We start from the raw sequence: 25,555 nt of genomic DNA, 5'->3' as shown, positions 1-25,555 counted from the left end.
TGTTTTTTAAAAGTTAATGCTCATATTCATGTATTTTTTTATTGTAAAAAAGGATTGTTTAGTTACTTTTGCAACCGAATTATAGAAACAATAAAAAATAAAAATGACCGCAGACAAACTAACAACTTTCGATGTATTAATCGAGATACCAAGAGGAAGCAGAAATAAATATGAGTACGATTTTGAAATCAAAAGAATGCGTTTCGACAGAATGTTGTTCTCTTCAATGATGTACCCGGCAGATTATGGATTTATTCCTGAAACTTTGGCTCTTGACGGTGATCCTCTTGATGTATTGGTTTTAGTAAACGAACCAACTTTTCCTGGGTGTGTTATGGAAGTTAAACCAATTGGTGTTTTCCACATGGCAGATGATAAGGGACCGGACGAAAAAATTATTTGTGTACCAGTTTCAGATCCAATCTGGAATTCATTGGAAAACCTTTCTGATATCAATCCACACTTGTTAAAAGAAATTGAGCATTTCTTCCAGGTTTACAAAGATCTTGAAAACAAACAAGTAGATGTAGAAGGTTGGGGAGACGTAAACGAAGCATTTGCAATTATTGCAGAGTGTACGAAGCGTTTTGATGATATAGAGAACAAGCCCGCAGGATTATTTAGCATTAAATAATTTTACCCTTCTATTTTATAAAAAAAGCAATACTCCGTCAGGAGTATTGCTTTTTTGTTTAAATTCGTTTTGTTAGTTTGTTGACTATTAACCAAAACCATTAAATATGAATGCATTTATGATTTACTTGCCAATTGTTATGGCAATTATTGGATTACTTTTCATGGGAATAAAAAGGACTTGGGTTTTAAAACAAGATGCCGGTGATGGCAAAATGAAAGAGATTTCAGATCACATTTACGAAGGAGCGCTCGCCTTTTTAAAAGCAGAATACAAATTATTGACAGTCTTTGTCATTATCGCAAGTATTGCATTAGCAGGAATTACTTTTATTCCCGGAGTTAAAACACATTTATTAATAGTAGTTGCATTTATTTTCGGAGCATTTTTTTCGGCTTTGGCTGGAAATATGGGTATGAAAATAGCAACAAAAACAAACGTTAGAACCACTCAGGCAGCCCGTACCAGTTTGCCACAAGCTTTAAAAGTTTCTTTTGGTGGCGGAACCGTAATGGGTTTGGGTGTTGCAGGTCTGGCTGTTTTAGGACTAACAACTTTTTTTATAATTTTCTTTAACCTGTTTTCCGGTGGAGTATGGAAGGATACAGAAACGATGACAGTTGTTCTGGAAACACTAGCTGGATTTTCGCTTGGTGCGGAATCAATTGCATTATTTGCAAGAGTAGGAGGGGGAATTTACACAAAAGCTGCTGATGTTGGTGCTGATTTAGTAGGTAAGGTTGAAGCTGGAATTCCTGAAGATGATCCTCGTAATCCGGCAACAATTGCAGATAACGTGGGTGATAATGTGGGAGACGTTGCCGGTATGGGAGCTGATTTATTTGGGTCATATGTCGCGACAGTTTTAGCTGCAATGGTTTTAGGAAACTATGTTATTAAAGATATGGGTGGAAACATTCAGGATGCTTTTGGTGGTATTGGACCAATTTTATTACCAATGGCAATTGCCGGTTTCGGAATTTTATTTTCGATTATCGGAACCATGCTGGTAAAAATATCTGATGATAATGCCAAAGAAATGCAGGTACAAAAAGCATTAAATATAGGAAACTGGGTTTCGATTGTTTTAACGGCAATTGCCTGTTTCTTTTTAGTGCAATATATGTTGCCGGAAACCATGCAGATGAGTTTTTTCGGTGAAGGCTCTAAAGATATCTCCTCAATGCGTGTTTTCTATGCAACATTGGTTGGATTAGTTGTTGGTGGAGCTATTTCATCAGTTACAGAATATTATACAGGATTAGGAACAAAACCGGTTATGGCAATTGTACAAAAATCATCTACAGGAGCAGGGACAAACGTTATTGCTGGTTTGGCAACCGGAATGATTTCTACTTTTCCAACGGTATTATTATTTGCAGCAGCAATCTGGATTTCATATGCTTTAGCAGGGTTTTATGGTGTTGCTTTGGCAGCATCAGCGATGATGGCTACAACAGCCATGCAGTTGGCAATTGATGCTTTTGGTCCAATTTCAGACAATGCTGGTGGAATCGCTGAAATGAGTGAGCTTCCAAAAGAAGTGCGAACAAGAACCGATATTTTAGATTCAGTAGGAAATACAACTGCAGCAACCGGAAAAGGTTTTGCAATTGCATCTGCAGCGTTGACTTCATTAGCTTTATTTGCGGCTTATGTAACCTTTACAGGAATTGACGGAATTAATATTTTTAAAGCACCAGTTTTAGCGATGTTATTTGTAGGCGGAATGATTCCTGTAGTTTTCTCGGCATTGGCCATGAATTCTGTTGGAAAAGCCGCAATGGATATGGTTTATGAAGTACGTCGTCAGTTTAAGGAGATCCCTGGAATTATGGAAGGAACAGGAAAGCCAGAATACGGAAAATGTGTGGAAATTTCTACAAAGGCGGCTTTGCGCGAAATGATGCTGCCGGGAATTTTAACTATTGGTTTCCCGATTGCAATTGTGTTATTAGGAAAATTAGTTTATTCAGATAACAATCAGTTAATTGCTGAAATGTTAGGAGGATATATGGCGGGAGTTACAGTTTCCGGAGTACTTTGGGCAGTTTTTCAAAATAATGCAGGAGGTGCCTGGGACAATGCAAAAAAATCTTTCGAAGCAGGTGTTATGATCAATGGCGAAATGACGTATAAAGGTTCTGATGCGCACAAAGCTGCGGTAACGGGAGATACTGTTGGAGACCCGTTTAAAGATACTTCAGGTCCGTCAATGAATATTTTAATCAAACTAACCTGCTTAATAGGTTTGGTTATTGCACCAATTTTGGGAGATGGACAAGCACCATCTGATATAGCGGGAAATTTTTCTTGCTGTTCAAAAACAGAATTACATTCCGGTTTAGCTTCTAAATGTGGAGATATGTCAGGAATGACAAAAGAAGAATGTATTAAAATGTGCAAAGAAAAAGGCTGTACAGCCGAAGAAACTGCAAAATGTTTAGCTCACTTTGATGCAAAAGGAAAATACGCTCATCAAAAAACAGATTGTTTTGATACCAGAAAATATGATAAAAAACGTGTTGAGGTTAACCTGTCTACTACAAATGATGTTACGGTTGGAACAGTAACCAAAACAGAAAACGGGAAAATAACTACTGAAGTCTACGAAGGAACTGAAGCTGAGGTAAAAGCAAAAATTGAAGCTGCAAAATAAAATCTTTGTTATAAAAAAAATGCCTCTAGTTCTTAGAGGCATTTTCTATCTAAAATCTATTTTAATCTACTAATTCAAAACCAGATTTTAGTTTAATATCGGCTGATGAAGCTCCAATCATCACTTCAAAATCGCCTGGTTCGGCAACCCATTCCAATTTATTGTTGTAGAAAGAAAGTTTTTCTTTGTCAATTGTAAATTCGATAGTTTTGGATTCTCCTGCATTTAGCTTGATCTTCTGGAAATCTTTCAGTTCTAAAACAGGTCTCACTACAGAACCAAATTTATCCTGCAAATACAATTGAACAACTTCTTCTCCGGCAACTTTTCCAATATTTGATAATAGAAAAGAAATTTTAATGGTTTCATTTTTCTTCATTTTAGCCGAGGATAATTTCAAATCACTATAATTGAATTTAGTATAACTCAACCCATATCCAAAAGGAAATTTAGGAGAGTTTTTCAAGTCAATATAGGATGAAACGTAACCCATTGCATTTTCGTTAGGAGCAGGTCTTCCGGTACTGAAATGATTATAATAAATTGGAATTTGCCCTACTTCTCTAGGGAAAGTCATAGGCAGTTTTCCGGAAGGATTGTAATCTCCAAACAAAACATCGGCAATAGCATTTCCGGCTTCTGTACCCAGCCACCAAGTGTATAAAATGGCAGGAGCATTGTCTGCTGTCCAGTTAAAAATAAGTGGTCTTCCGGCATTGATCAAAATTATAACAGGTTTTCCTGTAGCCATAATTGCTTTTACCAATTCTTCCTGAATACCCGGCAAATGAATGTTACTACGACTTTTAGCTTCTCCGCTCATATTATGCCTTTCGCCAATACTCAAAATAACAACATCCGATTTTTGTGCTGTTGAAACTGCTTCAGCAAAACCATCCTTATTGTCCCCGTCTACGTCACAACCTTTGGCATACAGTAATTTGGTGTTTTTACCTACTTTATTCTGTAGGCCATCCCACTGCGAAACTACCCATTTATCATAATTAATATCCGGTAATTCAACAGCCCAGAATCCCATATTTGCCTTGTATTCTTTTACCATTGGTCCAATAAAAGCAATGGTTTTTAAATTTTTGGAAAGAGGTAATGTCTGCCTGTCATTTTTCAATAAAACAATACTTTTTTTAGCGACTTCAAGAGCAGCTTTTCTGTTTTCAGGATTGTTCAGTTCTTTTTCTTCTCTTTTTTCATCTGAATACCGGTAAGGGTCATCAAATAATCCTAATTCAAATTTTTTACGAAGAATCCTTTTAACAGCATCATCAATCAAATCAATAGAGATTTTGTTTTCTTTCAATAATTCGGCCAGATTATAACGATAGGCATTACTTTCCATATCCATATCACTTCCGGCAGTAATGGCAGCCAAAGCAGCTTCTTTGCCGTTTTTTGAATAACCATGGGCGACCATTTCTCCAATTGATCCCCAATCAGATACTACAAATCCCTGAAAATTCCATTTTCCTTTTAGAATATCACGCTGTAAATACGCATTTCCGGTAGCAGGGATTCCATTAACATCGTTAAAAGAGTTCATAAAAGTAGCTGCTCCGGCATCCAAAGCGGCTTTAAAAGGAGGGAGGTAAGTTTCCCACAGCATTCTTTCACTCATGTCTACCGAATTATAATCTCTTCCACCAACAGCAGCACCATAAGCGGCAAAATGTTTTACACAGGCCATAACCGAATTTAATTCGCCTAGTTTTTTACCCTGAAAACCTTTTACCCGGGCGTATCCAATTTTAGAACCCAGATAGGTATCCTCGCCTGCGCCTTCCATTACGCGCCCCCAACGCGGGTCTCTACCAATATCAACCATGGGGGCAAATGTCCAGTGAATTCCACTTGCCGAAGCTTCTGTAGCTGCTACTCTTGCTGCTAACTCAATGGCAGGTAAATCCCAACTGGCAGCTTCTGCTAACGGAATTGGGAAGGTAGTTTTGTATCCGTGTATGACATCCTGACCAAATAACAATGGAATTTTAAGACGGGATTGCATAGCAAGTTCCTGATATTGTCTGGTATATTTTGTTCCTATAATATTGAGCATAGAACCAACTAAACCTGCTTTGATTTCGGCTTGTTTATTTGGATTTATAGTAATTGGTCCCGTCGCTGAATTGTCGCCTGTATATTGATTAAGCTGGCCAATTTTTTCCTCAATGGTCATTTTTTTCAATAGCGAATTTACTTTCTGGTCTATTGTTTCTTGTTGTGAAAATCCATAAAAAGATATGGATAACAACATAAGTGTTACTGTTTTTTTCATTAGTTAATTTCGATAAAAACCGGAAGATGGTCTGATGGGTATTTTAAATTTATGGCGTCACTTAAAACAGCATGTTTCAGAACTTTAAAACTGCTGTTTTTAGAAATAAAAATATAATCTATTAGAAGTGTAACAGGTTCGTTATGATTAAAATCATTGAAAGTTCCGGAAGGACCAAATGGTTTTTCTTTTGAAATATCTCTCGTATCATTCATTACTTTTTTTACTTCGGCGATTTGTGGTGTATTTGGTTCTGAATTAAAATCGCCCATAAAAATCACAGGGTATTCTTTAGTATTGACTTCTTTTATTTTTGACAAAATCAGTTGAACACCTTTGATTCTTGCTTCATTGCCAATATGATCGAGATGAGTGTTAAAAACCCAAAATAATTTTTTCGTTTTTAAATCTTTAAACAATCCATATGTGCAAATTCTGTTACAAGCGGCATCCCAGCCTTTAGATACGGCATTTGGTGTTTCAGACAGCCAAAAGGTATTAGAAAGCTGTATTGAAAAGCGATTTTTATTATAGTAAATAGTACATGCTTCACCTTTTTCCTGTTCCTCTCTTCCAATGCCAAATTTATTGTAATTAGGGAGTGCTGAAGAAATATCAGTTACCTGATTGGGTGTTGCTTCTTGTACACCCAAAATATCAGGGCTATAAAATTGTATTTGTGAAGTAAAAAACTCTTTACGATTTGGCCATGCATTTTCTCCATCTGAAGAAATATCCAGTCGGATGTTATAAGTCATTATTTTTAGATTTTGACCACTAGAAGAAAGGCTGATAAAAAGCAGCATTAAAACGGAGAACAGGACATTAATTTTTTTCATGTAAAATAATTTTAATTTAGAAAAACCCAATGTTTTAGAGGTTCCATGGGGAAAACTAATGTAACAAAATAATTAACTATTGACTTTATCTTACGGTTAATATTGCGTTTTTAACACCTTAATTACTTTTTGGGATGAATTTTCTCGTTTTGATTTCTAAATAAGGTTACTAGTACTAAAACTTGAATAGAATTGCTATATTAAATGAAACGATAGCATGGCAAAAAATAATTGGAAAAAAGTCACTAATTTTTACAAAAAGTCACAAATAAAATTGTGGAAATCAGCAAAATTCGGAGCAAAAAATATTTAATGAATGAAGAAAACCGGTTGAATTTACTTCAATCCTGAATTTTCATTCTGATTTTATTTCAAATAAAAATCTTTTTTCAGGTCAGCAATCTGAATAGTGAATGTTCCTTTTTCAGAAATCCATTTTAAATCTTCATTTACAAACTGCAGGTCTTTTTGATTTAGTGTAAACTTCACTGTTTTGGTTTGATTAGGCTCTAAGCTAATTTTTTCAAATCTTTTCAGGGACTTAAACTCAGGAGTAATACTTGCAAAATTATCAGACAGATACAGTAAGATTGATTCTTTTCCTGCTTTTTTTCCTGAATTTGTAACTTCTACCGTAACATTTATCTCTTGATTATTATTGATTTCAGTTTTGTCAATTTTTAAATTTGAATATTTAAAAGTTGTATATGACAATCCTGTTCCAAACTCAAATTGAGGCAAATAACTTTTTTCGTAAGTGGCATCGTTGTTTTGCTCACCCTCAGATATACTTTCAGTATATTTTCGGTTGTATTTTTCTAAAGAATTTGGATATCTGGGATAATTGTATGGCAATCGTCCACTTGGATTTACATTTCCGTAAATAATGTCAACTAGAGCTCTGGCTCCTTCATTTCCTGGGAGATAACACTGAATAACAGCACTCATTTTACTTTCAAAATCGCTGATCAATCTTGGTCTTCCTTCATTTAAAACTAAAATAACAGGTTTGTTTAATTGAGCTAAAGCCAGTGCTAATTTGATTTGAGGATGACTCATATAGATATTACTAATGTCTCCGGGAGTTTCCGTATAATTTTTCTCTCCTAAGCATAAAACAATTTTTGATGCATTCTTAGCTAAGCCAACTGCTTTTTGAATTTCGTTATCATCTTCATTTTCTAAATCTGCCCCCAATGTGTACAATATATTTTCTTTGCCAGCTTTATTTTGAAATGCCTCCAGAATCGTAAATTTATCAGCAGCGTACGTATCTGAATTTTCACCTTGCCATGTATAGGACCAGCCGCCATTAAGGTATTTCATACTGTTAGCTGTCGGTCCTGTTACCAGAATTTTTTCGTTTTTACTTAATGGTAAAACAGCATCCTTGTTTTTTAATAAAGTAATAGATTCAGATGCTGTTTTATAAGCTTCCTCAATGTGTTCGGCAGATCCGAATTTTGGATAATCCTTTAAATTGGCAACCGAATTTTGAAATAAATTCAATTCGAATTTCATTCTTAATATGCGTGTCACAGCATCATCAATTCTCGACATTGGAACTTCGCCTTTTTGAACTAAATCAACCAAATCGGTATAAAAAGAAAATTCTTCAGGAACCATACTCATATCAATTCCGGCCATAATTGCAATTTTTACGGCATCACGTTTGGTTTCTGCAACCTTATGTCTTGTATTTAGATAAATAATATCTTTCCAGTCAGTAACTACAACTCCTGTGAAACCTAGTTCGGTTTTTAGAATATCAGTTAACAGATGTTTACTGGCATGTACAGGAGTTCCGTTAATTTCGCCAGAACTTACCATCACACTTTTAGCACCGGCTTTAATGGCAGCTTCGTAAATCGTTAAATCATATTGTCTTAAAATTCGTTCCGGAATAATACTCGGGGTTCTGTCTTTTCCTGTTGTTGTACTGCCGTATCCAATGTAATGTTTCATACATGAAGCAACACTGTATTTGGAGCCTACATTATTATTACCTTCAAAACCATCCACTAATGCTACTGCCATTCTCGAAGATAGATAGGCGTCTTCTCCAAACGACTCCCACATTCTTGACCAGGCCGGGTTTCTTGGAAAATCTAAATCTGGAGAGAAAACCCATGGAATTGAAGAAGCTCTTGTTTCGTAAGCCGAAATTTCAGCACCACGTTTTACCAAATCAGTATTAAAAGTGGCAGCTAGTCCTATTTGCTGTGGAAATAATGTAGCACCAGCCGTATAGCTTGCCCCATGAATTGCATCAATACCATATAAAACAGGAATTTTTAGTCTTGTTTTGTTTGCCTCATTGGTAATGGCTGTCATTGTTTCCTGCCATCTTTGTAGTGTTGGAGCGCCTGGATTTGGTACGTTCAGAATAGAACCAATATGATAGTCCTGAATGCCTTGTTTTAATTTTGAAGCATCAAAATAGCCAGGTTTTTTAACATCTTCAAACATGGTCACCGTAATTTGCGTCATTTGACCCACTTTTTCTTCCAGGGTCATTTTAGATAGTAATTCTGAAACTTTGGAATCGATTTCCGCTTTTTTATTTCCCTGGGACCATGTTGCTCCACTAATTGTGAAAGCAAACACTAGCAAAATTGCATTTTTCATTTAGTGATTTTAATAAGATTTGAACAATTCATTACTTTATTGTTCGAATTAATTTAGAATTCTGATATCATTTTTTCCTCCGGAACAGACTTCTTTAGCGGCATAAAATTGCTAATACACTAAAGTTTGTATGGCGTGAGAAGGAATCGTAACTGCCGTTTCTTCAGAAGCTATAATAAGTTTATATTTTATTTCTTTATCTGTCTGATTCATTACAATGGTTGCCATTGTTCCGTCTGTATTTAAAAAAGAAGTGCTTAATAAGTTACTTCTGCTAACTGCAGAACTTACGCGGACAGCATCCAAGTGAATAAATTTTGAGAAATGCCCAATATAATAATAAGAAGGAGTATAAATTAACCCGCCTGTTGTTGTATCTGCATGTATAGGGGCAAAACAAAAATTACCAACATGGTTTGGACCTCCATTTTGATCTAAAAGGATGTTCCAGTCTGTCCAGCCAGCAGTTCCGTTATTGAAATCATTGATCATAGAAGTACCGTACCTTTCTGCATTTGGCCAGAACTGATATTTTGTGGCGTCAAACCTTTCAACACAACCTTCTGTAAATAATAAGCCCTTATTCGGGTATGCTTCATGTACTTTTTGGACATTTTCAAACATTTGCAAGCCTCCAGACCAGTTTTCGTACCAATGAAAACCCATTCCCCAAACATATTTGGAAGCTTGCGGATCAGAGTAAATTACATTTGCCCTTTGGTTCATTAAATCACGATTATGATCCCAGGCTATAATTTTTACATTACCTAATTTTTCTTTTTTTAATGTTGGACCCAGAAAATTTTTTATGAAGTCCCTTTCTGCTTCAGCAGTATAGATACACGATTCCCATGTCTGAACTGCCATTGGCTCATTTTGAATGGAAGTACCCCATATCGGAATTCCTTCTTTTTCATATGCTTTTATAAATTTCGCATAGAAACTCGCCCATGTCTGATAATATTCAGGAAGTAAAGTGCCTCCTTTCAAGACGCTTTTATTGCTTTTCATAAAAGCATTTGGGGACCAGGGCGCTGCATATGTGGTTAGTTTTCCGCCAGCAGTTTGTATGGCCTGTTTAATTAGCGGAATACGAAATTGCCGGTCATGTTCAATAGAAAAAGTCTTTAAATCCTTATCACCTTCTTCGATGTAAGAGTAACTCCCACTGCTAAAATCAGAGCTTTGTATCGTTGTTCTTAGTAAAGAATAGCCTATCCCTTTTTGTTGATCGTAATAGGCATTTAAGAATTCAGTTTGCTTTTCTTTTGAAAGTTTGGCAAAAATTTCTGCACTTGCATCTGTAATGGCACCACCAATTCCTATAAAGATCTGAAACTTTTTTGAAGGTTCCACAAATACTGATATTTCAGTTTCTATAGGCTGTTTTAATGCTGAAAAAGATAGATTATCTGTAGGGGTTAACCTTAATTTTGTATTATCAGCAGTAGTGTATACTGTGATATTTTTGTTTTTTTTAGATAATTCCTGTATTTGTTTTTTATTTTTCTGCTGTGGAAAAACAGATAAACAAAAACATAAACAAGTAATAATAAAGCCTGTTTTTTTCATTGAATATATTTAATTAATTTTTTAGGACTTTGAAGGATTTTTGCCACCTTTAAAAAATTGATTAAAAAAATAGTCCATAATCACTAAGAATATGGACTATTCTAACAACCAAACTTAAACTTGCTTTTAGTAATAAATTTTGATCTTTAATACTGTAAATTGTAAATTGTTAATTCGAAAAAGGAAGTTTTAATCTTCCCTTTTCGAAAAGAAACTAACAAATATTATTATTGAGGCCTGAAAACAAATGTCCATCCAGTACCATTAGCTTCATTATTACTTAAATAAAGCACCATTTTGTCCTCTGTAAGTGTTACAATTGTGTAAACACCATCCGCATTTCCTGCTGCATAACCTAACATTTTGGATTCTTTAATGATTAATTTTTTATTAACAGGATCTAATACAAAACTTCCTTTTGTTGGTGTTGCTGTTTGTGTTTCGTAATGGTAAAAGTTTGCTGCTCCGTCTAAATCAAAATGCATTTTTCCTGTAGCGTCACTTGGAGCACAACAGTCACCGGCATTCCACCATGCGGTCATTGCTCCGTCTGCACTACCTGGAGGAGACATGAACCACCAGAGTTTTCCTGAGCCAGCTGCTCCATCAAAAACCCATGTTTTGCCTGCTGATGTATTATTACTTACCAAGTCATACCAATCCTGATCTAATGGTGTGTCTAGCTGATCAATCTGTACATCAATTGTTTTAGTAAAAAATTGAGAACCTAAACTTCCTACATAAGTAAATGTCGATTTACCGGGTATTGGATAAACAAATGTTACTTCGTTAGTGAGCGCTGTTCCTAAATTATAATTCCAGTATCCTGTAATTCCAGGTGTAACCATGCTAATTGTAACCTTATTACCTCCAGGTGTACTTTGTTTGGCTACCAATTCAACTCCGGCAACATCAGTAGAGTTACTTAAAGTCGCTTCATCCACAATTGGTTCGCATGCCGAGAAAACAAGCAAAAACGAAGCAAGGATGAGATATATTATTTTATTGATTTTCATATTTTTAGTTTATTAATAGTTTATTAATTTTACCATCCTGGATTTTGAGTGTAAATTCCATTCATCAGTCTCATTTCTGTTTCAGGGATAGGCACCAGACCTTTAGTTTCAGTTCTGTATTTTGCGGTATAATTAACTGGAGTACCCGAATTTACAACTGGAATTGGGTCATTAAATGCAGTATCTACATCTCCCCATCGAATTAAGTCAAACCAATGCAAACCTTCGAAGGCAAATTCATGTAAGCGCTCTTCTTTTATAGCTTCTATAGAGTAACCAACTGGAGGCAAACCTCCTGCTCTTAGTCTTACAGCATTTATTCCTGCAGGAGTTTTAGTAATTTCTGAATGCATAAGTAAGACATCAGCATAACGCATAAAAATAAAATCTTGTGCATGCATTAATTGCATATCCGTATTTGCCCAGCTATATAATTGTACAAACATACCTACAGTAGCTCCAGCAGGATTTGGATATTGTAATGAAGTATACTTTTTATTAAAAAATCCAGTTTCATGATCTCCTTTTCCTGCGGCATAGCCAGCTGTTCCCTGATCAGCCTGTCCAACCTGAAGGATAGAACCTTTTTTCCTTGGATCAGTATCAGACCAGTTGCTCCATAATTTAGGATTTACTGTACACCATCCCCAACCTTCGCCAAAAGGAACCAATGATTGTCCGCGTAAAGAATTAAACAAACTAAGTCTGTTGGTGTAAATGTTACCATTGCTCCATCCCCAATCCCCAAAAGAAAATCTTTGTACAAACATAGACTCTTTGTTACCAGTTCCAAAAGTTGGTGTTAAGCCATCTTGTCCAGCCCATGATAAATTTTCAGTTGTAGCCCAAGGCAATATATTTGCACCTGAAGCTATGTTTAGATAAGAGTAAGGCCAAAGGTTTCTAAAATCAGAAACCAAAGCATGACCACTATTAGACATACAGTCATTCAGATATCCCGTTACATCAGTAGCGCTCAAAGACCCACCACCAGCTAATGGGAGTGTTTCTGTAGTCTGTTTTTCTATATTGGTCATGTATCCAGTATAAAACAAATACACACGTGCTAAATACGCTTCAGCCACCCATTTATTGGCATGCCCATAGCTGGAAGTTGGAATACTGGTCACTGGTGTAGCCGGCATCGTTTCAATGGCCATCTTTAAATCAGCAGCAATTTGTGCAAATGTATCTGAATAAGATGCTCTTCCTACTTTTTTGTCTCCATCAATTGTAATCACTAAAGGAACTCCACCAAAGAATTTAGCCAATCTAAAGTAGAAAAAAGCTCTCATGAATAAAGCTTCACCTATTGCTTGTTGTTTGAATTTATCTCCTTCAGCAGGAGTACTAAAAAAAGTTGAGAAATCTGCATTTGGTGTTTTTTCAATGATAGCATTGGCTCTCGCAATACCTTTGTATGACTGTGTCCACATATCGCGGTATGTGTCTTCAGTTGGATCTTCAAAATTGTCTACCCATTTAGCTGTTTTGTCATCAGCACCCCCGCCTCCTAACATCATGTTGTCCATTAAGTTAGCTGCCATTTGTTCTTCACTATGAATATTTACCGTGTAGATTGCGTTGTAAACGCCCGCCATAGCTTCATTAATATCTGTAGGCGTTTTATAGAAACTATTCAAATCTTTTTGATAAATATTATCTGTATCGAGGTAATCATCGCAACTTATAGCAAAAAAAACTGCTGAAATTGCTATTAAATATTTTATATTTTTCATGTTATAATGTGTTTTTATTAAAAATCTGCACTTAAACCAAACATTACTGTTCTGGCTTGCGGATATAAACCTAGATCTACTCCTGAAGCCCATGAAAGATTTGTGTCATCTCCTCCAAAACGAACCTCTGGATCCATACCATCATATTTTGTAAATGTGTATAAGTTGTTTACTGCCACATAGAATTTTAAGTTTGAGATAAACTTGAAGTTGGCCAATATCTCATTAAAATTATACCCTATAGTTAAGTTATTAATTCTTAAATAGTCAGCATTGTGCATGTAGATATCAGAAATTTCGTTGGTATTTCTATTAGATACAGAAGATAATCTAGGCATCTTGTTAGAAGTACCTTCGCCATGCCAGCGATCGAAAACATCCGAAGTATAGTTTTGTTTTGGACTATCAGAAAAAGAGCGGTAAGATTGCATCACCTGCATACCAAATTTTCCGGCCATAGTTGTATTTATATACACATTTTTATATTCAAAATTCAATTGGAGTCCTAATTCAAAATCCGGGTTTGGATTTCCTAAATACCCTTTATCTTTTTCATCAATTACGCCATCTTGATTTTGATCTACAAAACGAACATCTCCAGGACGTTGGTCACTAAAATAGGGCTGACCTGTAGGGCCAACATAGGCATCAGCTTCTTGTTGGTTTTGTAAAATTCCGTCTGTTTTGAATCCGTAGAAATAGCCTATTGGTAATCCTACCTGTGCTCTTGAGATTTCTGAAGTTCCTTGAGATAATATATGAGGTAATCCGTGAATTATTCCATCACTATTAGCAATTTTAGTCACTTCATTTTTGTTTTTAGCCCCACTTACAGTAATACCATATTTAAAATCTCCAATTTTATCTTTCCAGTTTACAGAAAATTCTATTCCTGAATTTTCAATATCTCCACCATTTATGAAAGGAGCACCTGCGCCAGCAGTTCCAGGGATAGCATCTAAAACTAACCAGTCTTTGGTTGTTTTTTTGTACCAGTCTAATGTTACTCCTAATCTTGAATCAAAAAGACTTAAATCAAGTCCAAAATCTAATTGTTCAGATGTTTCCCATGATATATTAGGATTTGTAACCGTTTCAGGGTAGGCTGTAGCACCAGAAACTGGTTTTGTGTCTCCAAAAAAGTATCCTGGAAAAACATAAGCAATATTTGATGTATAATAAAAGTTTCTAACTGATTCATTTCCATTTTGCCCCCAGCTGGCTCTTAATTTGGCAAAATTAAGAACACTTGAAGTACTGGCCATAAAATTCTCTTTTGAAATTACCCAACCTGCAGAAAAAGAAGGGAAATAGCCCCATCTGTTGTTTTTTGCGAAATTTGATGAGCCATCAGCACGCATTGTGGCAGAAAGAAGATATTTTTCATTATAATCATATTGTGCTCTGCCAAAGTATGACATGATACCTCCGCCGCCAGCAGCTCTATCCTGACCGCTAGCGCTGATGTCATTTATACTAGCATGAGGTTTTGTATTGTTTAAATAAGCATATTTTGGGTCACCAGGAAATAATAATCCGTTTCTGGAGGCGCTAATTTCATTATTAAGATCGTATTGAATTAATTCAGTACCTAATAATCCGGTAATTTTATGGTTTCCGGCTCTTTTTTCATACGAAACAGTATTGGTCCAGGTTGAGTTAATACCCATATACTGATTTTGTGAGGCTCCATCAATTGCATCGTTATAAAGTACGCCTAAATGATAGTTGGGATTCATTGATCTTCCATATCCAAACCATGAATCAATTCCGTAAGTCGATCTGAATTTTAAATTCAATACTGGTTCTACCTCAGCAAATACATTTCCAATAATTTTATTATCTCTCGGATAGTTAAAGTTGCTTCTATAATACAGTACGGCTAATGGATTGGTCTGAGTATTGTGAATACCATCTAAGGTTGGTGTAAATCCTAACGGACTAATATTTCTATCTTTTGATGTTTGCCAATAGGCAGGTTGCAAAGGGTTTTGAACTAATGCATTGTGTAAATCGTTACCGTAGATATTTCCATTTGATACCCCTCTGTTTTGAGTATTTGTGAACGTAAAGTTTTCTCCTACTGTAATGATATTATGTTGATCATTCTTTTTTAACACCATTTGAGTATTCAATCTGGCTGTTAATCTTTTAAAACCAGCATCTACAAGGTTTCCTCCAATGATACCATCCTGATCAAAATAAGAAACTCCCATTGAATACGTAATATCTTCGCTTCCTCCTGTAATGTTAATAGCATGGCTTACCACAGGTGCATCTTTTTTCGACATTTCATTAATCCAATTTGTTCCTTGCCAACCGTTTTGCAAGTTATCCCAGATTTCATTACCTAATTGTGTACCAGCTCCAGGGTAGTTGGTATTCAGCCATGAATTGTCACTAAGCATTGCTTTCCAATTATTTGGAGCCTTACCGTCATTAATCATACCTTCATCCATAATATACATATACTCCTGAGCATTTAAAGGATCTAAGTTTTTATATGTGTTTTGAATTCCAAAAAAGTAATCATAACTAATCTTTGCAGGTCTGCCTTTACGCCCTTTAATCGTTGTCACTAAAACAACACCATTAGCAGCTCTGGAACCGTAAATAGCTGCTGAAGCCGCATCTTTCAAAATATCAATAGACTCAATATCAGCCGGGCTCAAATAATCAATGTTGCCAGTTTGTACTCCATCTACTACATATAATGGATTTGAATTTCCAATTGTACCTAAACCACGAATGGTAACTCTTGTACCGGCACCGGGTGCACCACTATTTCTTGTAATAGAAATTCCAGGTGCAATCCCCTGAAGAGATTCCATTGCAGATCCGGTATTTAACTCCTGAAGGGCCTCCCCTTTAAAGTTAGCACTTGCCCCTGTAATTAAACCTTTCTTTTGTGTTCCGTAACCAATAACTACAACTTCATTTAAACCCTGAGAAGCTGTACTTAATTTAATATCAAGCTTAGTTCTCCCGTTTATTGATTCTTCAATCGTATTATATCCTACGAAACTTATAACTAGTGTTCCATTCGATGGAGCACTAATCTGATACTTACCATCAAAATCAGAAGCACTTGCCTTCTTCGTGCCTTTTATCAAAATTGTTGCCCCAGGGACGGGCAATCCATTTTCATCATTTATCGTTCCATTTATCGTAACATCCTGTGCTATCGAGATAACTGAAAACAGTAGAGACGAAATACAAAAAATAAGTAATTTTGTTAATTTCATTTTTCTAAAAATTTTGGTTAATTAATTAGTAATTTGATGCAATTATAACGTTAAATTTTTATTAATTGTATTTTATTTTTATTACAAAAACACATCAAAGTATTAAATAATACTTAACAAAAACACATCAAAATGGTTTTAAAGTATTGTTTATTAATTGATTATATAATTATTGCCAATGTTATAGTAATGTTAATGAATATAAAAAACACTACATTTATTAAAAATCAATTCATATAGTTTTTGAAGTAGACTTATACATGTTGGTAAATTAATAAATGTGATAATTACAATTAAATGAAATTAAACAGCATTAATAATAAAAATAGAAGAGAAAAATATGAAATTCATAAACCATCTTTTTTGCATTACAATACTTTTCTTGCATTATAATACTTTTTGCCAGGTAAAGGAAATAGGAATGCCTAATGTAAAAAATTATAAGAGAACTGAATATAAAGGAGGTACACAAAACTGGAATATAGATCAGGATAAAAATGGGAATGTGTATTTTGCAAACAATAGTGGTTTAATTCAGTTTGACGGCTCAAGTTGGCGAACTTATTTGTTGCCAAATAACGAACCTGTAAAAAGTCTTAAAATAGATTCTTCTGGAAAAATATTTGTAGGTGGAAATAATGAGTTTGGTTATTTTAAAGCAAATAATAAAGGAGAGCTTAAATATTTTTCTGTCTCTAAAATGGTAAGTAAAAAAGATAATCAGAATATAAATCTAATCTGGAAGATTCATATTTATAATGGTGAAGTTGTTTTTCAGTCTTTTACAAAAGCTTTTTTTTATAAAAATAACAAGTTGAGGGTTCTTAATGCTCCCAAAAAATTTCAATTTTCTTTTCTCGTTAATAACAAACTTTATTTTCAGGATAAAGTTTTAGGTGTTTTAGAATATAAAGACAAAAAGCTATTTCCGTTAAAGGGAACAACTTCTTTGAATGATATGGAAATTTGGGCTATTTTTCCATTTCATGAGAACCAATTGCTTTTGGCAACTTTAGAAGAAGGTCTTTTTGTTTATGATTATAGCAAAGTCAAACCATGGAATACTGAGGCTAATAATTTTATTAAAAAAAACACTTCACTTGGCGGTTCAATTATAAAAAATAAATTCATTGTTTTAAATTCTGTCCTAAACGGTTTGGTGATTTGCGATTTGAACGGGAAAATTATTCAGCATTTAAATCGTCAAAAAGGACTTCAAAACAATACTATTTTGACATCTTTTATAGACAACGAAAGCAATTTGTGGCTTGGGCTTGATAACGGTATTGCTTTTGTCAACGAAAGTTCACCCTTTACTTATTTTGGGTTTAGCTACAATATTAGTACGGTATATGCTTCAGTTATTTACGAAGGAAATTTATATGTTGCAACAAATCAGGGTGTATTTTATCATGAATGGAATGATAGTTTTAAAGAAGATGTTTTTAAGCTTGTAGAAGGGACCACAGCGCAATCATGGAATGTACAGGTAATAGACAACGAACTTATATGTGCAAATAACAGAGGTGCGTTACTAATTAAAAAGGGGAAGGTAATTCGGGTCATCGATTCAAAAGGTTATTTTGGGTTTGAAAAAATACCAAATCATCCGGGGTTTTTTATTGGTTCAAATTATGACGGATTTGCTGTCTTTCAAAGGACATCTAATGGATTTCAATTTAAAAATCAACTTAACGGATTTGATAAATCATCCAGAAGTTTTGAGTTCGACCAATCTTATTTTTGGATTAAAAAAGATGAGTCTTTATATCGAATGACTTTAAGCAATGATTTGAAGAATTTTTTAGACATCACGGAAATAAATCAGCTTACTGACCAGATAAAAAAAATAGGCAGTATGCAAAAAATTGACGGGAAAATTTATTTTCAGACTAATAATCATTTTTATAAATATTCGACAGAGCAGGAAATTTTTTATGAAGATAAAAAACTCACTAATTTATTTAAAAATATTCCAATTATAAATGAATTAAAACAAGATTCACAATCAAATTTATGGTATACTTATAATGAATCTTTGGGTGTTTTAATGAAACAAAAAAATACTTACAAAAATATTGATGCACCATTTTCCAGTTTGACAGGAAATATAGTTAACAATTATTTATCCGTAAATACAATTGACTCAAAAAATATTTTTATCGGATTGACAGATGGTCTGGCACATTATGACTCTGAACTACTTAATGATTTTGCAACAAAACCAAAAGCTTTTATTCGCAGTTTCTCTTTTCCAGGCGATACAATCACATTAAACAACAATCAAAATGAAATTGAAAATCTAAGAATCCCGTATTCGTCAAATCATGTTCGCTTTACGTTTTCATCTCCAACTTATGAAAATCTTGAAAACGTACAATTTTCTTATCAGTTAGAGAATTTTGATGAAAAATGGAGCAACTGGTCAACAATTTCATTTAAAGAGTATACCAATCTTAGAGAAGGTGATTATGTAATGAAAGTTAAAGTTAGAAATAGTTATGGAGCTCTATCTGAGCCTTCAATGATTTCATTTACAATTTTACCACCATGGTACAGGCATTTTATGGCTTATATTCTCTATCTCTTAATTGTTTACGCTAGTATCTATATTATTTCGAATAGAATAAAATTAAAAATCAGAAAGAATAAATATTATGAAACAATAGAACAAAGACGTTTGTATTTGGAAAAAGAATCCAGAATCAGACAAGAGCAACATGAATTAGAAAAAGAGATTGAAAAGCTTAAAAGTGATAAGCTTCAGATAAAAATTTTAGCAAAGGATAAAGAACTTGTAAATAATTCATTACAAGTAGTTAAGAAGAACAAAACCTTAAATAGTATAATAAGTAAACTGAAAGAAATAGATACCAATATATTAGATGATTCAACTAAATCTGAATTTAACAAGCTTCATAAAAGTATTGTCAAAGAGGTTAACACGGATAAAAGTTGGAAAAATTTAGAAAAACATATTAAAAACGTACATTTTGATTTCCTTAAAAGATTAAAAGAAAAATACCCTACAATATCACCCAGGGAATTAGATTTATCAACCTACCTGTTAATGAATATGTCAACTAAAGAAATTGCAGAAATTATGAATATATCCAACGGGGGAGTGGAATTAGCCAGATACCGATTAAGAAAAAAACTTGGACTAAATAAAAAAGAAAATCTTATTGGATTTTTAATGAGTATTTAATAATTACAAAAATGCCTCTAATTTTCAGAGGTATTTTTTATCTGAAGAAATTTTTAGCAATATTAACCTCTCATTGCTCCAATTGCAGTACACATTACCAAAAAAAAGGATAAGGAAAGACACAGAAAAAGTGCAATAAATAAATTGATTACTGCAGTTATCCAGGTTTTTTTAATTTTTGTTTCAATGCTTAGATACAGCATATAACATTGAATGAGAAAATAAATTAGAAGTGGTATCCAAAAACGCATTTGGATCGGCCGATTATCAAATATAAAAAATGCAATCCAAACGGATGGAATGAATGATAAAAGGTTTACTAAGAATATTTTTGTCTTGGTTATCGTGTTGAAAATCATTATTTATCGCTGATTAAAATAAAAATCTCCAAGTCATGATGTTTTTTTTCTAAAACAAGCCATTCAATTCAGCATCAATACGATTAATGATATTTCCTAAATCTTCAGGGTTATCTACAAAATTGATATTGTCTACATCAATTATAAGTAATTTTCCTTTATTATAAGTTTGAACCCATGCCTCATATCTTTCGTTTAGCCTGCTTAAATAATCTATAGAAATTGAATTTTCGTACTCGCGTCCGCGTTTGTGGATTTGTCCTACCAGATTTGGAATAGAACTTCGTAAATAAATCAATAAGTCCGGTGCTTTTACCAAAGACTCCATTAATTCAAATAAGGAAGTGTAATTTTCAAAATCACGGCTTGTCATTAATCCCATCGAATATAAATTAGGAGCAAAAATATACGCATCTTCATAAATCGTTCTGTCCTGAATGATTTTTTTACCACTTTCACGAATTTGCAATACCTGACGGAAGCGACTGTTCAGGAAATAAATTTGTAAATTAAATGACCAGCGTTCCATCTGATGGTAGAAATCATCTAAATATGGATTGTGAACAACATCTTCATAATGTGGTTCCCATTTAAAATGTTTGGCTAATAATTTAGTCAAAGTAGTTTTTCCTGCGCCTATATTTCCTGCTATTGCTATGTGCATTACGGTATTACGATTTTATAATTTGTGATTTCCCCGGGTATAAAAATAGATAAAATTTGGTCTTTGCAGCAGAATTTATCAAAGGTTTTTTGTGAAATTTCAATTTCAGAAACTGAACTGGTATTTGTATTGGTAATGTCTTTTAAATACAACAAATTAGCTTTGCTGAAAAGATATTGATGATTGCTTAAAATTTCTATTGTGTCAAATTCAGGGACTTTCCCTAAATCTATGATTTTTCCAAAAATATCACAGGAAAACCAACTGTTATTTTTGTCAATCCAGTAAAAAGTATTAAAATCAGTTTGATAGTATTTTATGTTTTCAGTTAAGGGAGTAGAGACAGTTTTGTATTCGTTTTTTAGATAATCAAAAAGTCCAATTTGCTGGTTTAATGCATTATAAATCCACAACTGATTTTGGGTTGACATCCCGATGGCATTTACAACAATAGGAGTTGCATTTAAAGAAAAATTAATTTCAGTAATTTTATTTAATTGATTATCTAACAAAATCCCGGTATTAAAATCTTCGTAAAATAATACAATTTTAAGAGGGTTCAGTATATCGACTTTAGTAATTTTTCCTAATGAAACATTTTTGTATTCAAAGGTTTCATTTGCTTTTATTTTGCTAAAGACATTATTTTTTATCTGATAGGAAAATCCAAAAGAATCATAACCTAAAAATTCATCAGCATCAAAAATAAAATTCGAAATAAAAATTGGTTTAATCTTTAGATTTTGAGAAGCGACAGTAGAGAAAGAACAGGCAATAAAAATAAGGATTAGAATTTTGTGCACTGTTTTGCTCATGATATAGGTTTCAAAAGAGCCAAATTACAAAAAACTATAATATCAAAGACTTAATATTTAGTTTTTCATTTTTCTCTTAAACCTTTTTAGATTGTAATAGTCTAAGAAATAATGAATTTTGTCTATATCAAGCAAGTGTTGATATATTTAATTTTCAGTAGTTTAAAATTAACAATACATTTGAATGCAAAGTTTTTGTGGGAATTCACTCAATTTAAAGAAAACCAAATGAAAAAAATACTGTTTTATATGCCTTTGATGCTTGTAATTACTCAAACGCAGGCTCAAAAAGATTTTCAGGGAATGGCTGTTTATGAATCAAAAACACAAACGCCTAAATTGGAAAGCATGAGGGGAAACAGGGATATTACTCCTGAGATGCAAAAGAACATGGAAGAACGAATGAAACAAATGCTTGAAAAAACATTTATCTTAAATTTTGATAAATCAGCTTCTATTTATAAAGAAGAGGAAAAATTGGAAACTCCGGGGCAGCAAGGCGGCGGAATGCGCGTTATGATGAATTCTTTTATGGGAGGTGGCGGAACTTTTTATAAAGATGTAAAAAACAAATCGTATAGAGTTGATAAGGAGTTTATGGGAAAAGAGTTTCTGGTAGTAGATTCATTGCCAAAACTGAATTGGAAATTAGAATCGGAAACAAAACAAATTGGCGGATATACTTGTTATAAAGCCACGGCAGTTAAAGAAGCGAGCAAAACCGACTTTAGAAATTTCAGACCTAGAAACAATGAAGATAAAAAGGCAGAAGAGAAAAAGGATGACGCCAAGAAGACTTCGGGTGATACAAAAACTAATTTTGAAGATAATTTCGAAATGCCAAAAGAAATTACAATAACAGCCTGGTATTCGCCGGAAATCCCGGTAAATCAGGGCCCGGAAAACTATTGGGGTTTACCTGGCTTGATTTTAGAAATAAATGATGGAAAAACAACAATTTTATGTTCAAAAATTGTTTTGAATGCAAAAGAAAAAGTAACTATAAAAGCTCCAACAAAAGGAAAAGTAATTTCTCAAAAAGAGTATGATGAAACGGTAATTAAAAAAATGGATGAATTTAGAGAAATGAACCGGGGACGAGGTGGTAATACTGGTTCAACAATAATTAGACGTTAATTTTAATGGCTCACTTCAGACTTTCTTAATGAAAAACTTATTCTTTTTTCTTGCTTTTTTAATTACTGGCGTATCTTTTTCGCAAAGCATTCGGTTTGATGGTTTTATTCAGGATCAACAAAAAAATCCATTGGAAATGGCCAACGTAATGGCTGTAAATAATGTTACCAAAGCAATGGATTCCTATGGTATTACCAACGATAAGGGAAAATTTCAATTGACTTTGAAGCCCAATGTATCTTATGTTATTAAGATTAGCTATCTAGGAATGCAATCTAAAGAAATTACGATTTTAACCAAAAGCGAAAATATAACGCAAAATATTGTCATGGATGATGCCGGTATAGAATTGGAAGGAGTTGAGATTGTCCGCGAAATGCCTGTTTCTATAAAAGGAGATACAATTGTTTATAACGCAGACTCCTTTAAATCAGGAACCGAAAGAAAACTGGAAGATGTCCTGAAAAAATTACCCGGTGTTGAGGTAAATGCTGACGGAGAAATTGAAGTTGAAGGCAAAAAAGTAACCAAATTAATGGTAGAAGGAAGAGACTTTTTTGATGGAGATACAAAACTCGGAGTTAAAAATATTCCAGCGGATGCAATTGATAAAATTCAGGTTTTACGTAATTATAATGAAATTGGCGCCCTGAAAGGATTGGAAAACGATCAGGATAATGTAGCTATGAACATCAAACTGAAAGAAGGTAAAAAGAATTTCTGGTTTGGAGATGTGACTGCCGGTATTGGTGTAGGGCAGCTGGATAGTCGTTATATTATCAACCCTAAACTATTTTATTATAGTCCTAAATACAGTATTAATCTGATTACTAATTTTAATAATATAGGCGAGTTGCCACTTACAGCACAGGATTATTTTAAGTTTACGGGAGGTTTTAGGAATATGATGAAAAAGGGCGGTAGCAATTTTAATGTTTCGTCTAATGATATAGGAATTTCGCTTTTGCGGAATAATCGCGCAAAGGAAATCGAAACGAAATTTGGAGCAACCAATTTTGCTTATTCACCTACAAAAGAATGGAATATAAGCGGTTTCGGAATACTTTCAACTTCAAAAACCGATTTGGAAACAAAATCACAGACCACAATTTTAGATTCCGGAGACCAGCAAAAAAGAGACGAACTTACACATCAAAAAAATAATCTCGGACTTTTTAAATTAAGTTCAAGCTATAAGCCTAATACAAAACTGCAGTTCGATTATGATATTCTGACCAAACTGACCAAGCAGGATGAAAATACGGAGTTATTTCGGGAGTCTGTTGTAAATAATCTATCATCTGGAGAAACTATTTTAACTGCTAAAAAGCAAGATCCAACATCAGTAAATCAAAATGTAAGTTTATATTACACGCAAAGCAAAAAAAATATTTTTGCTTTTGAAATGCAGCATCTGTATCAGGATGAAAACCCACTTTACAATGCCAATCTGCAAACACAGCCTTTTAATTTATTGGGTTATACTTCAGAACAAGAAAGAAATGACCTTAATCAGAACCGATTTGTAAAGACCAATAAACTTGACGCTAAATTAGATTACTACTATATGGTAACGCCAAAAAGTAACGTCAATATCACGTTAGGGAATACTTTTTCGTATCAAAATTTTAATTCCCATATTTTCCAGATTTTAGATAATGGAGATAAAAATGATTTAAATGATCCCGAAAACAATAATCAGGTAAATTATAATTTTAATGACACTTTTTTAGGGTTTCACTATAAGATTTTAACCGGAAAATTTACTTTGACCCCTGGAGTTAGTGTGCATTCGTATGCAATGACAAATACACAATCAGGAACGGATTATTCTCAAAATTTCATAAAGATTTTACCTGATTTTTTTGCTTTGTATCAAATTAAAAAAGCGGAAACATTGACATATAATTTTTCATTATCCAATGATTTTACAGATATCAATCAGTTAGCTGCAGGATATGTTTTGTCAGATTACAGCAGTTTGTTCAGAGGGAATCGTTTCTTGGAAAATGCAACTTCACAAGTACATTCGTTACGTTATTTTAAATACAATATGTTCAACTTTGAGAACATCTTTGCCAATGCCACTTACACGAAAAAAGTGGATGCCATAAAAACAGCTGCAGATTTTACCGGAATAAATCAATCATCAACTCCGTACAATTCTAATCTGGCCGATGAAACCTTTTCAGGTATGGGAAATTACGGGCGTTCGTTTTTAAAGAATTACAAAGCATCGGTTAATGCCAGTTTCAATTGGTCTAAATTTAATAATATTCAAAATAATGAATTGGCTACAACAGAGAGTTTTAGTCAAAGTTATACCGTAAAAGCTTCGACAAATTTTAAAAACATGCCCAATATTGAGTTTGGATATAATGCCTTAATAAATAAATATAGCGGATCAACTTTTTATACGGACAAACCCTTTGCAAGAGTAGATTATTATTTTCTGGATAGCTTTTCGTTTGTTTCTGAGTATGAATTTTATCATTATTATAACACCAGTAAAACAGTTGATAATGAATATGATTTTTTAAGTGCGAGTTTAATTTATCAAAAAAAGAACAGTAAATGGGAATATAAGATTGCTGCAACTAACTTACTGAACACAAATTATTTAAATGATGATAATTTCTCGCAGTTTTCTACAAGAGTTTCACAATATACAGTTCAACCCCGATATATTATCTTTTCTATGAAATATAATTTATAGTATTTTTTTTATAAAATTTATTTTTTGTATTGGT

The 25,555-nt window shown here is 33.6% G+C and carries 14 protein-coding genes; 5 read left to right on the top strand and 9 right to left on the bottom strand.

All coding sequences use genetic code 11. The annotated features are described in order from the left end of the window. Window positions 1-103 precede the first annotated feature (103 nt). Both J2W48_RS00770 and J2W48_RS00765 read left to right on the top strand, forming a co-directional pair. The gene (locus J2W48_RS00770) at window positions 104-634 is read left to right on the top strand and encodes an inorganic diphosphatase (RefSeq protein ID WP_310276600.1); all 531 of its coding nucleotides are present in this window, start codon (window positions 104-106) and stop codon (window positions 632-634) included. A 106-nt stretch (window positions 635-740) separates the two neighbouring features. Then, window positions 741-3,293, top strand: a complete 2,553-nt coding sequence (locus J2W48_RS00765; RefSeq protein ID WP_310276598.1) for a sodium-translocating pyrophosphatase — start codon at window positions 741-743, stop codon at window positions 3,291-3,293. A 61-nt stretch (window positions 3,294-3,354) separates the two neighbouring features. Here J2W48_RS00765 and J2W48_RS00760 read toward each other — a convergent pair whose 3' ends face one another. From J2W48_RS00760 to J2W48_RS00730, 7 genes are all read right to left on the bottom strand, one after another. Next, on the bottom strand, window positions 3,355-5,583 hold the full coding sequence (locus J2W48_RS00760) for a glycoside hydrolase family 3 N-terminal domain-containing protein (RefSeq protein WP_310276596.1): 2,229 nt from the start codon (window positions 5,581-5,583) through the stop codon (window positions 3,355-3,357). Continuing rightward, window positions 5,583-6,422 carry an endonuclease/exonuclease/phosphatase family protein gene (locus J2W48_RS00755; protein WP_310276593.1) on the bottom strand — a complete coding sequence of 280 codons (840 nt, stop codon included), beginning with the start codon at window positions 6,420-6,422 and terminating at the stop codon, window positions 5,583-5,585. Before J2W48_RS00755 ends, J2W48_RS00760 begins: the two co-directional genes overlap by 1 nt. Before the next feature lie 366 nt (window positions 6,423-6,788). Next, entirely contained in the window at window positions 6,789-9,050 is a 2,262-nt protein-coding gene (locus J2W48_RS00750; protein ID WP_310276590.1) for a glycoside hydrolase family 3 N-terminal domain-containing protein, read from the bottom strand. A gap of 111 nt (window positions 9,051-9,161) precedes the next feature. Further along, window positions 9,162-10,622, bottom strand: a complete 1,461-nt coding sequence (locus tag J2W48_RS00745) for a glycoside hydrolase family 30 protein (protein WP_310276588.1) — start codon at window positions 10,620-10,622, stop codon at window positions 9,162-9,164. 227 nt (window positions 10,623-10,849) lie between these two features. Continuing rightward, on the bottom strand, window positions 10,850-11,638 hold the full coding sequence (locus J2W48_RS00740) for a hypothetical protein (protein ID WP_310276585.1): 789 nt from the start codon (window positions 11,636-11,638) through the stop codon (window positions 10,850-10,852). Between the two features lie 29 nt (window positions 11,639-11,667). Next, complete coding sequence (locus J2W48_RS00735; protein ID WP_310276582.1) at window positions 11,668-13,377, bottom strand: RagB/SusD family nutrient uptake outer membrane protein; 1,710 nt, start codon at window positions 13,375-13,377, stop codon at window positions 11,668-11,670. A 17-nt stretch (window positions 13,378-13,394) separates the two neighbouring features. Next, on the bottom strand, window positions 13,395-16,622 hold the full coding sequence (locus J2W48_RS00730; RefSeq protein WP_310276579.1) for a SusC/RagA family TonB-linked outer membrane protein: 3,228 nt from the start codon (window positions 16,620-16,622) through the stop codon (window positions 13,395-13,397). Between the two features lie 340 nt (window positions 16,623-16,962). On the opposite strand from J2W48_RS00730, the gene J2W48_RS00725 reads away from it, so the two are divergent. Beyond that, window positions 16,963-19,830 (top strand): triple tyrosine motif-containing protein, encoded by a 2,868-nt coding sequence (locus tag J2W48_RS00725; RefSeq protein WP_310276576.1) that lies wholly within the window; start codon window positions 16,963-16,965, stop codon window positions 19,828-19,830. A 408-nt stretch (window positions 19,831-20,238) separates the two neighbouring features. Here the strand turns inward: J2W48_RS00725 and J2W48_RS00720 are convergent, their stop codons facing one another. Together J2W48_RS00720 and J2W48_RS00715 are read right to left on the bottom strand one after the other, a co-directional pair. Next, window positions 20,239-20,853: a deoxynucleoside kinase gene (locus J2W48_RS00720; RefSeq protein ID WP_310276573.1), complete on the bottom strand. Its 615-nt coding sequence runs from the start codon at window positions 20,851-20,853 to the stop codon at window positions 20,239-20,241. After that, window positions 20,853-21,668 (bottom strand): hypothetical protein, encoded by an 816-nt coding sequence (locus J2W48_RS00715; RefSeq protein ID WP_310276570.1) that lies wholly within the window; start codon window positions 21,666-21,668, stop codon window positions 20,853-20,855. The genes J2W48_RS00720 and J2W48_RS00715 overlap by 1 nt, the downstream gene beginning before the upstream one ends. A 228-nt stretch (window positions 21,669-21,896) precedes the next feature. On the opposite strand from J2W48_RS00715, the gene J2W48_RS00710 reads away from it, so the two are divergent. Further along, window positions 21,897-22,805 carry a GLPGLI family protein gene (locus tag J2W48_RS00710; RefSeq protein ID WP_310276567.1) on the top strand — a complete coding sequence of 303 codons (909 nt, stop codon included), beginning with the start codon at window positions 21,897-21,899 and terminating at the stop codon, window positions 22,803-22,805. 28 nt (window positions 22,806-22,833) lie between these two features. Further along, window positions 22,834-25,521, top strand: coding sequence for a carboxypeptidase-like regulatory domain-containing protein (locus J2W48_RS00705; RefSeq protein ID WP_310276564.1), 2,688 nt, complete (start codon window positions 22,834-22,836; stop codon window positions 25,519-25,521). Window positions 25,522-25,555 lie beyond the last annotated feature (34 nt).

It is taken from the genome of Flavobacterium piscis, assembly GCF_031457575.1.
Taxonomy (GTDB): Bacteria; Bacteroidota; Bacteroidia; order Flavobacteriales; family Flavobacteriaceae; genus Flavobacterium; species Flavobacterium piscis_A.
This window is presented reverse-complemented; position numbering and strand designations above follow the sequence as displayed.

Coding starts and splice junctions, on each gene's coding strand:
- J2W48_RS00770 (WP_310276600.1), top strand. CDS start 104: ATGACCGCAGACAAACTAACAACTTTCGATGTATTAATCGAGATACCA.
- J2W48_RS00765 (WP_310276598.1), top strand. CDS start 741: ATGAATGCATTTATGATTTACTTGCCAATTGTTATGGCAATTATTGGA.
- J2W48_RS00760 (WP_310276596.1), bottom strand. CDS start 5,583: ATGAAAAAAACAGTAACACTTATGTTGTTATCCATATCTTTTTATGGA.
- J2W48_RS00755 (WP_310276593.1), bottom strand. CDS start 6,422: ATGAAAAAAATTAATGTCCTGTTCTCCGTTTTAATGCTGCTTTTTATC.
- J2W48_RS00750 (WP_310276590.1), bottom strand. CDS start 9,050: ATGAAAAATGCAATTTTGCTAGTGTTTGCTTTCACAATTAGTGGAGCA.
- J2W48_RS00745 (WP_310276588.1), bottom strand. CDS start 10,622: ATGAAAAAAACAGGCTTTATTATTACTTGTTTATGTTTTTGTTTATCT.
- J2W48_RS00740 (WP_310276585.1), bottom strand. CDS start 11,638: ATGAAAATCAATAAAATAATATATCTCATCCTTGCTTCGTTTTTGCTT.
- J2W48_RS00735 (WP_310276582.1), bottom strand. CDS start 13,377: ATGAAAAATATAAAATATTTAATAGCAATTTCAGCAGTTTTTTTTGCT.
- J2W48_RS00730 (WP_310276579.1), bottom strand. CDS start 16,622: ATGAAATTAACAAAATTACTTATTTTTTGTATTTCGTCTCTACTGTTT.
- J2W48_RS00725 (WP_310276576.1), top strand. CDS start 16,963: ATGAAATTCATAAACCATCTTTTTTGCATTACAATACTTTTCTTGCAT.
- J2W48_RS00720 (WP_310276573.1), bottom strand. CDS start 20,853: ATGCACATAGCAATAGCAGGAAATATAGGCGCAGGAAAAACTACTTTG.
- J2W48_RS00715 (WP_310276570.1), bottom strand. CDS start 21,668: ATGAGCAAAACAGTGCACAAAATTCTAATCCTTATTTTTATTGCCTGT.
- J2W48_RS00710 (WP_310276567.1), top strand. CDS start 21,897: ATGAAAAAAATACTGTTTTATATGCCTTTGATGCTTGTAATTACTCAA.
- J2W48_RS00705 (WP_310276564.1), top strand. CDS start 22,834: ATGAAAAACTTATTCTTTTTTCTTGCTTTTTTAATTACTGGCGTATCT.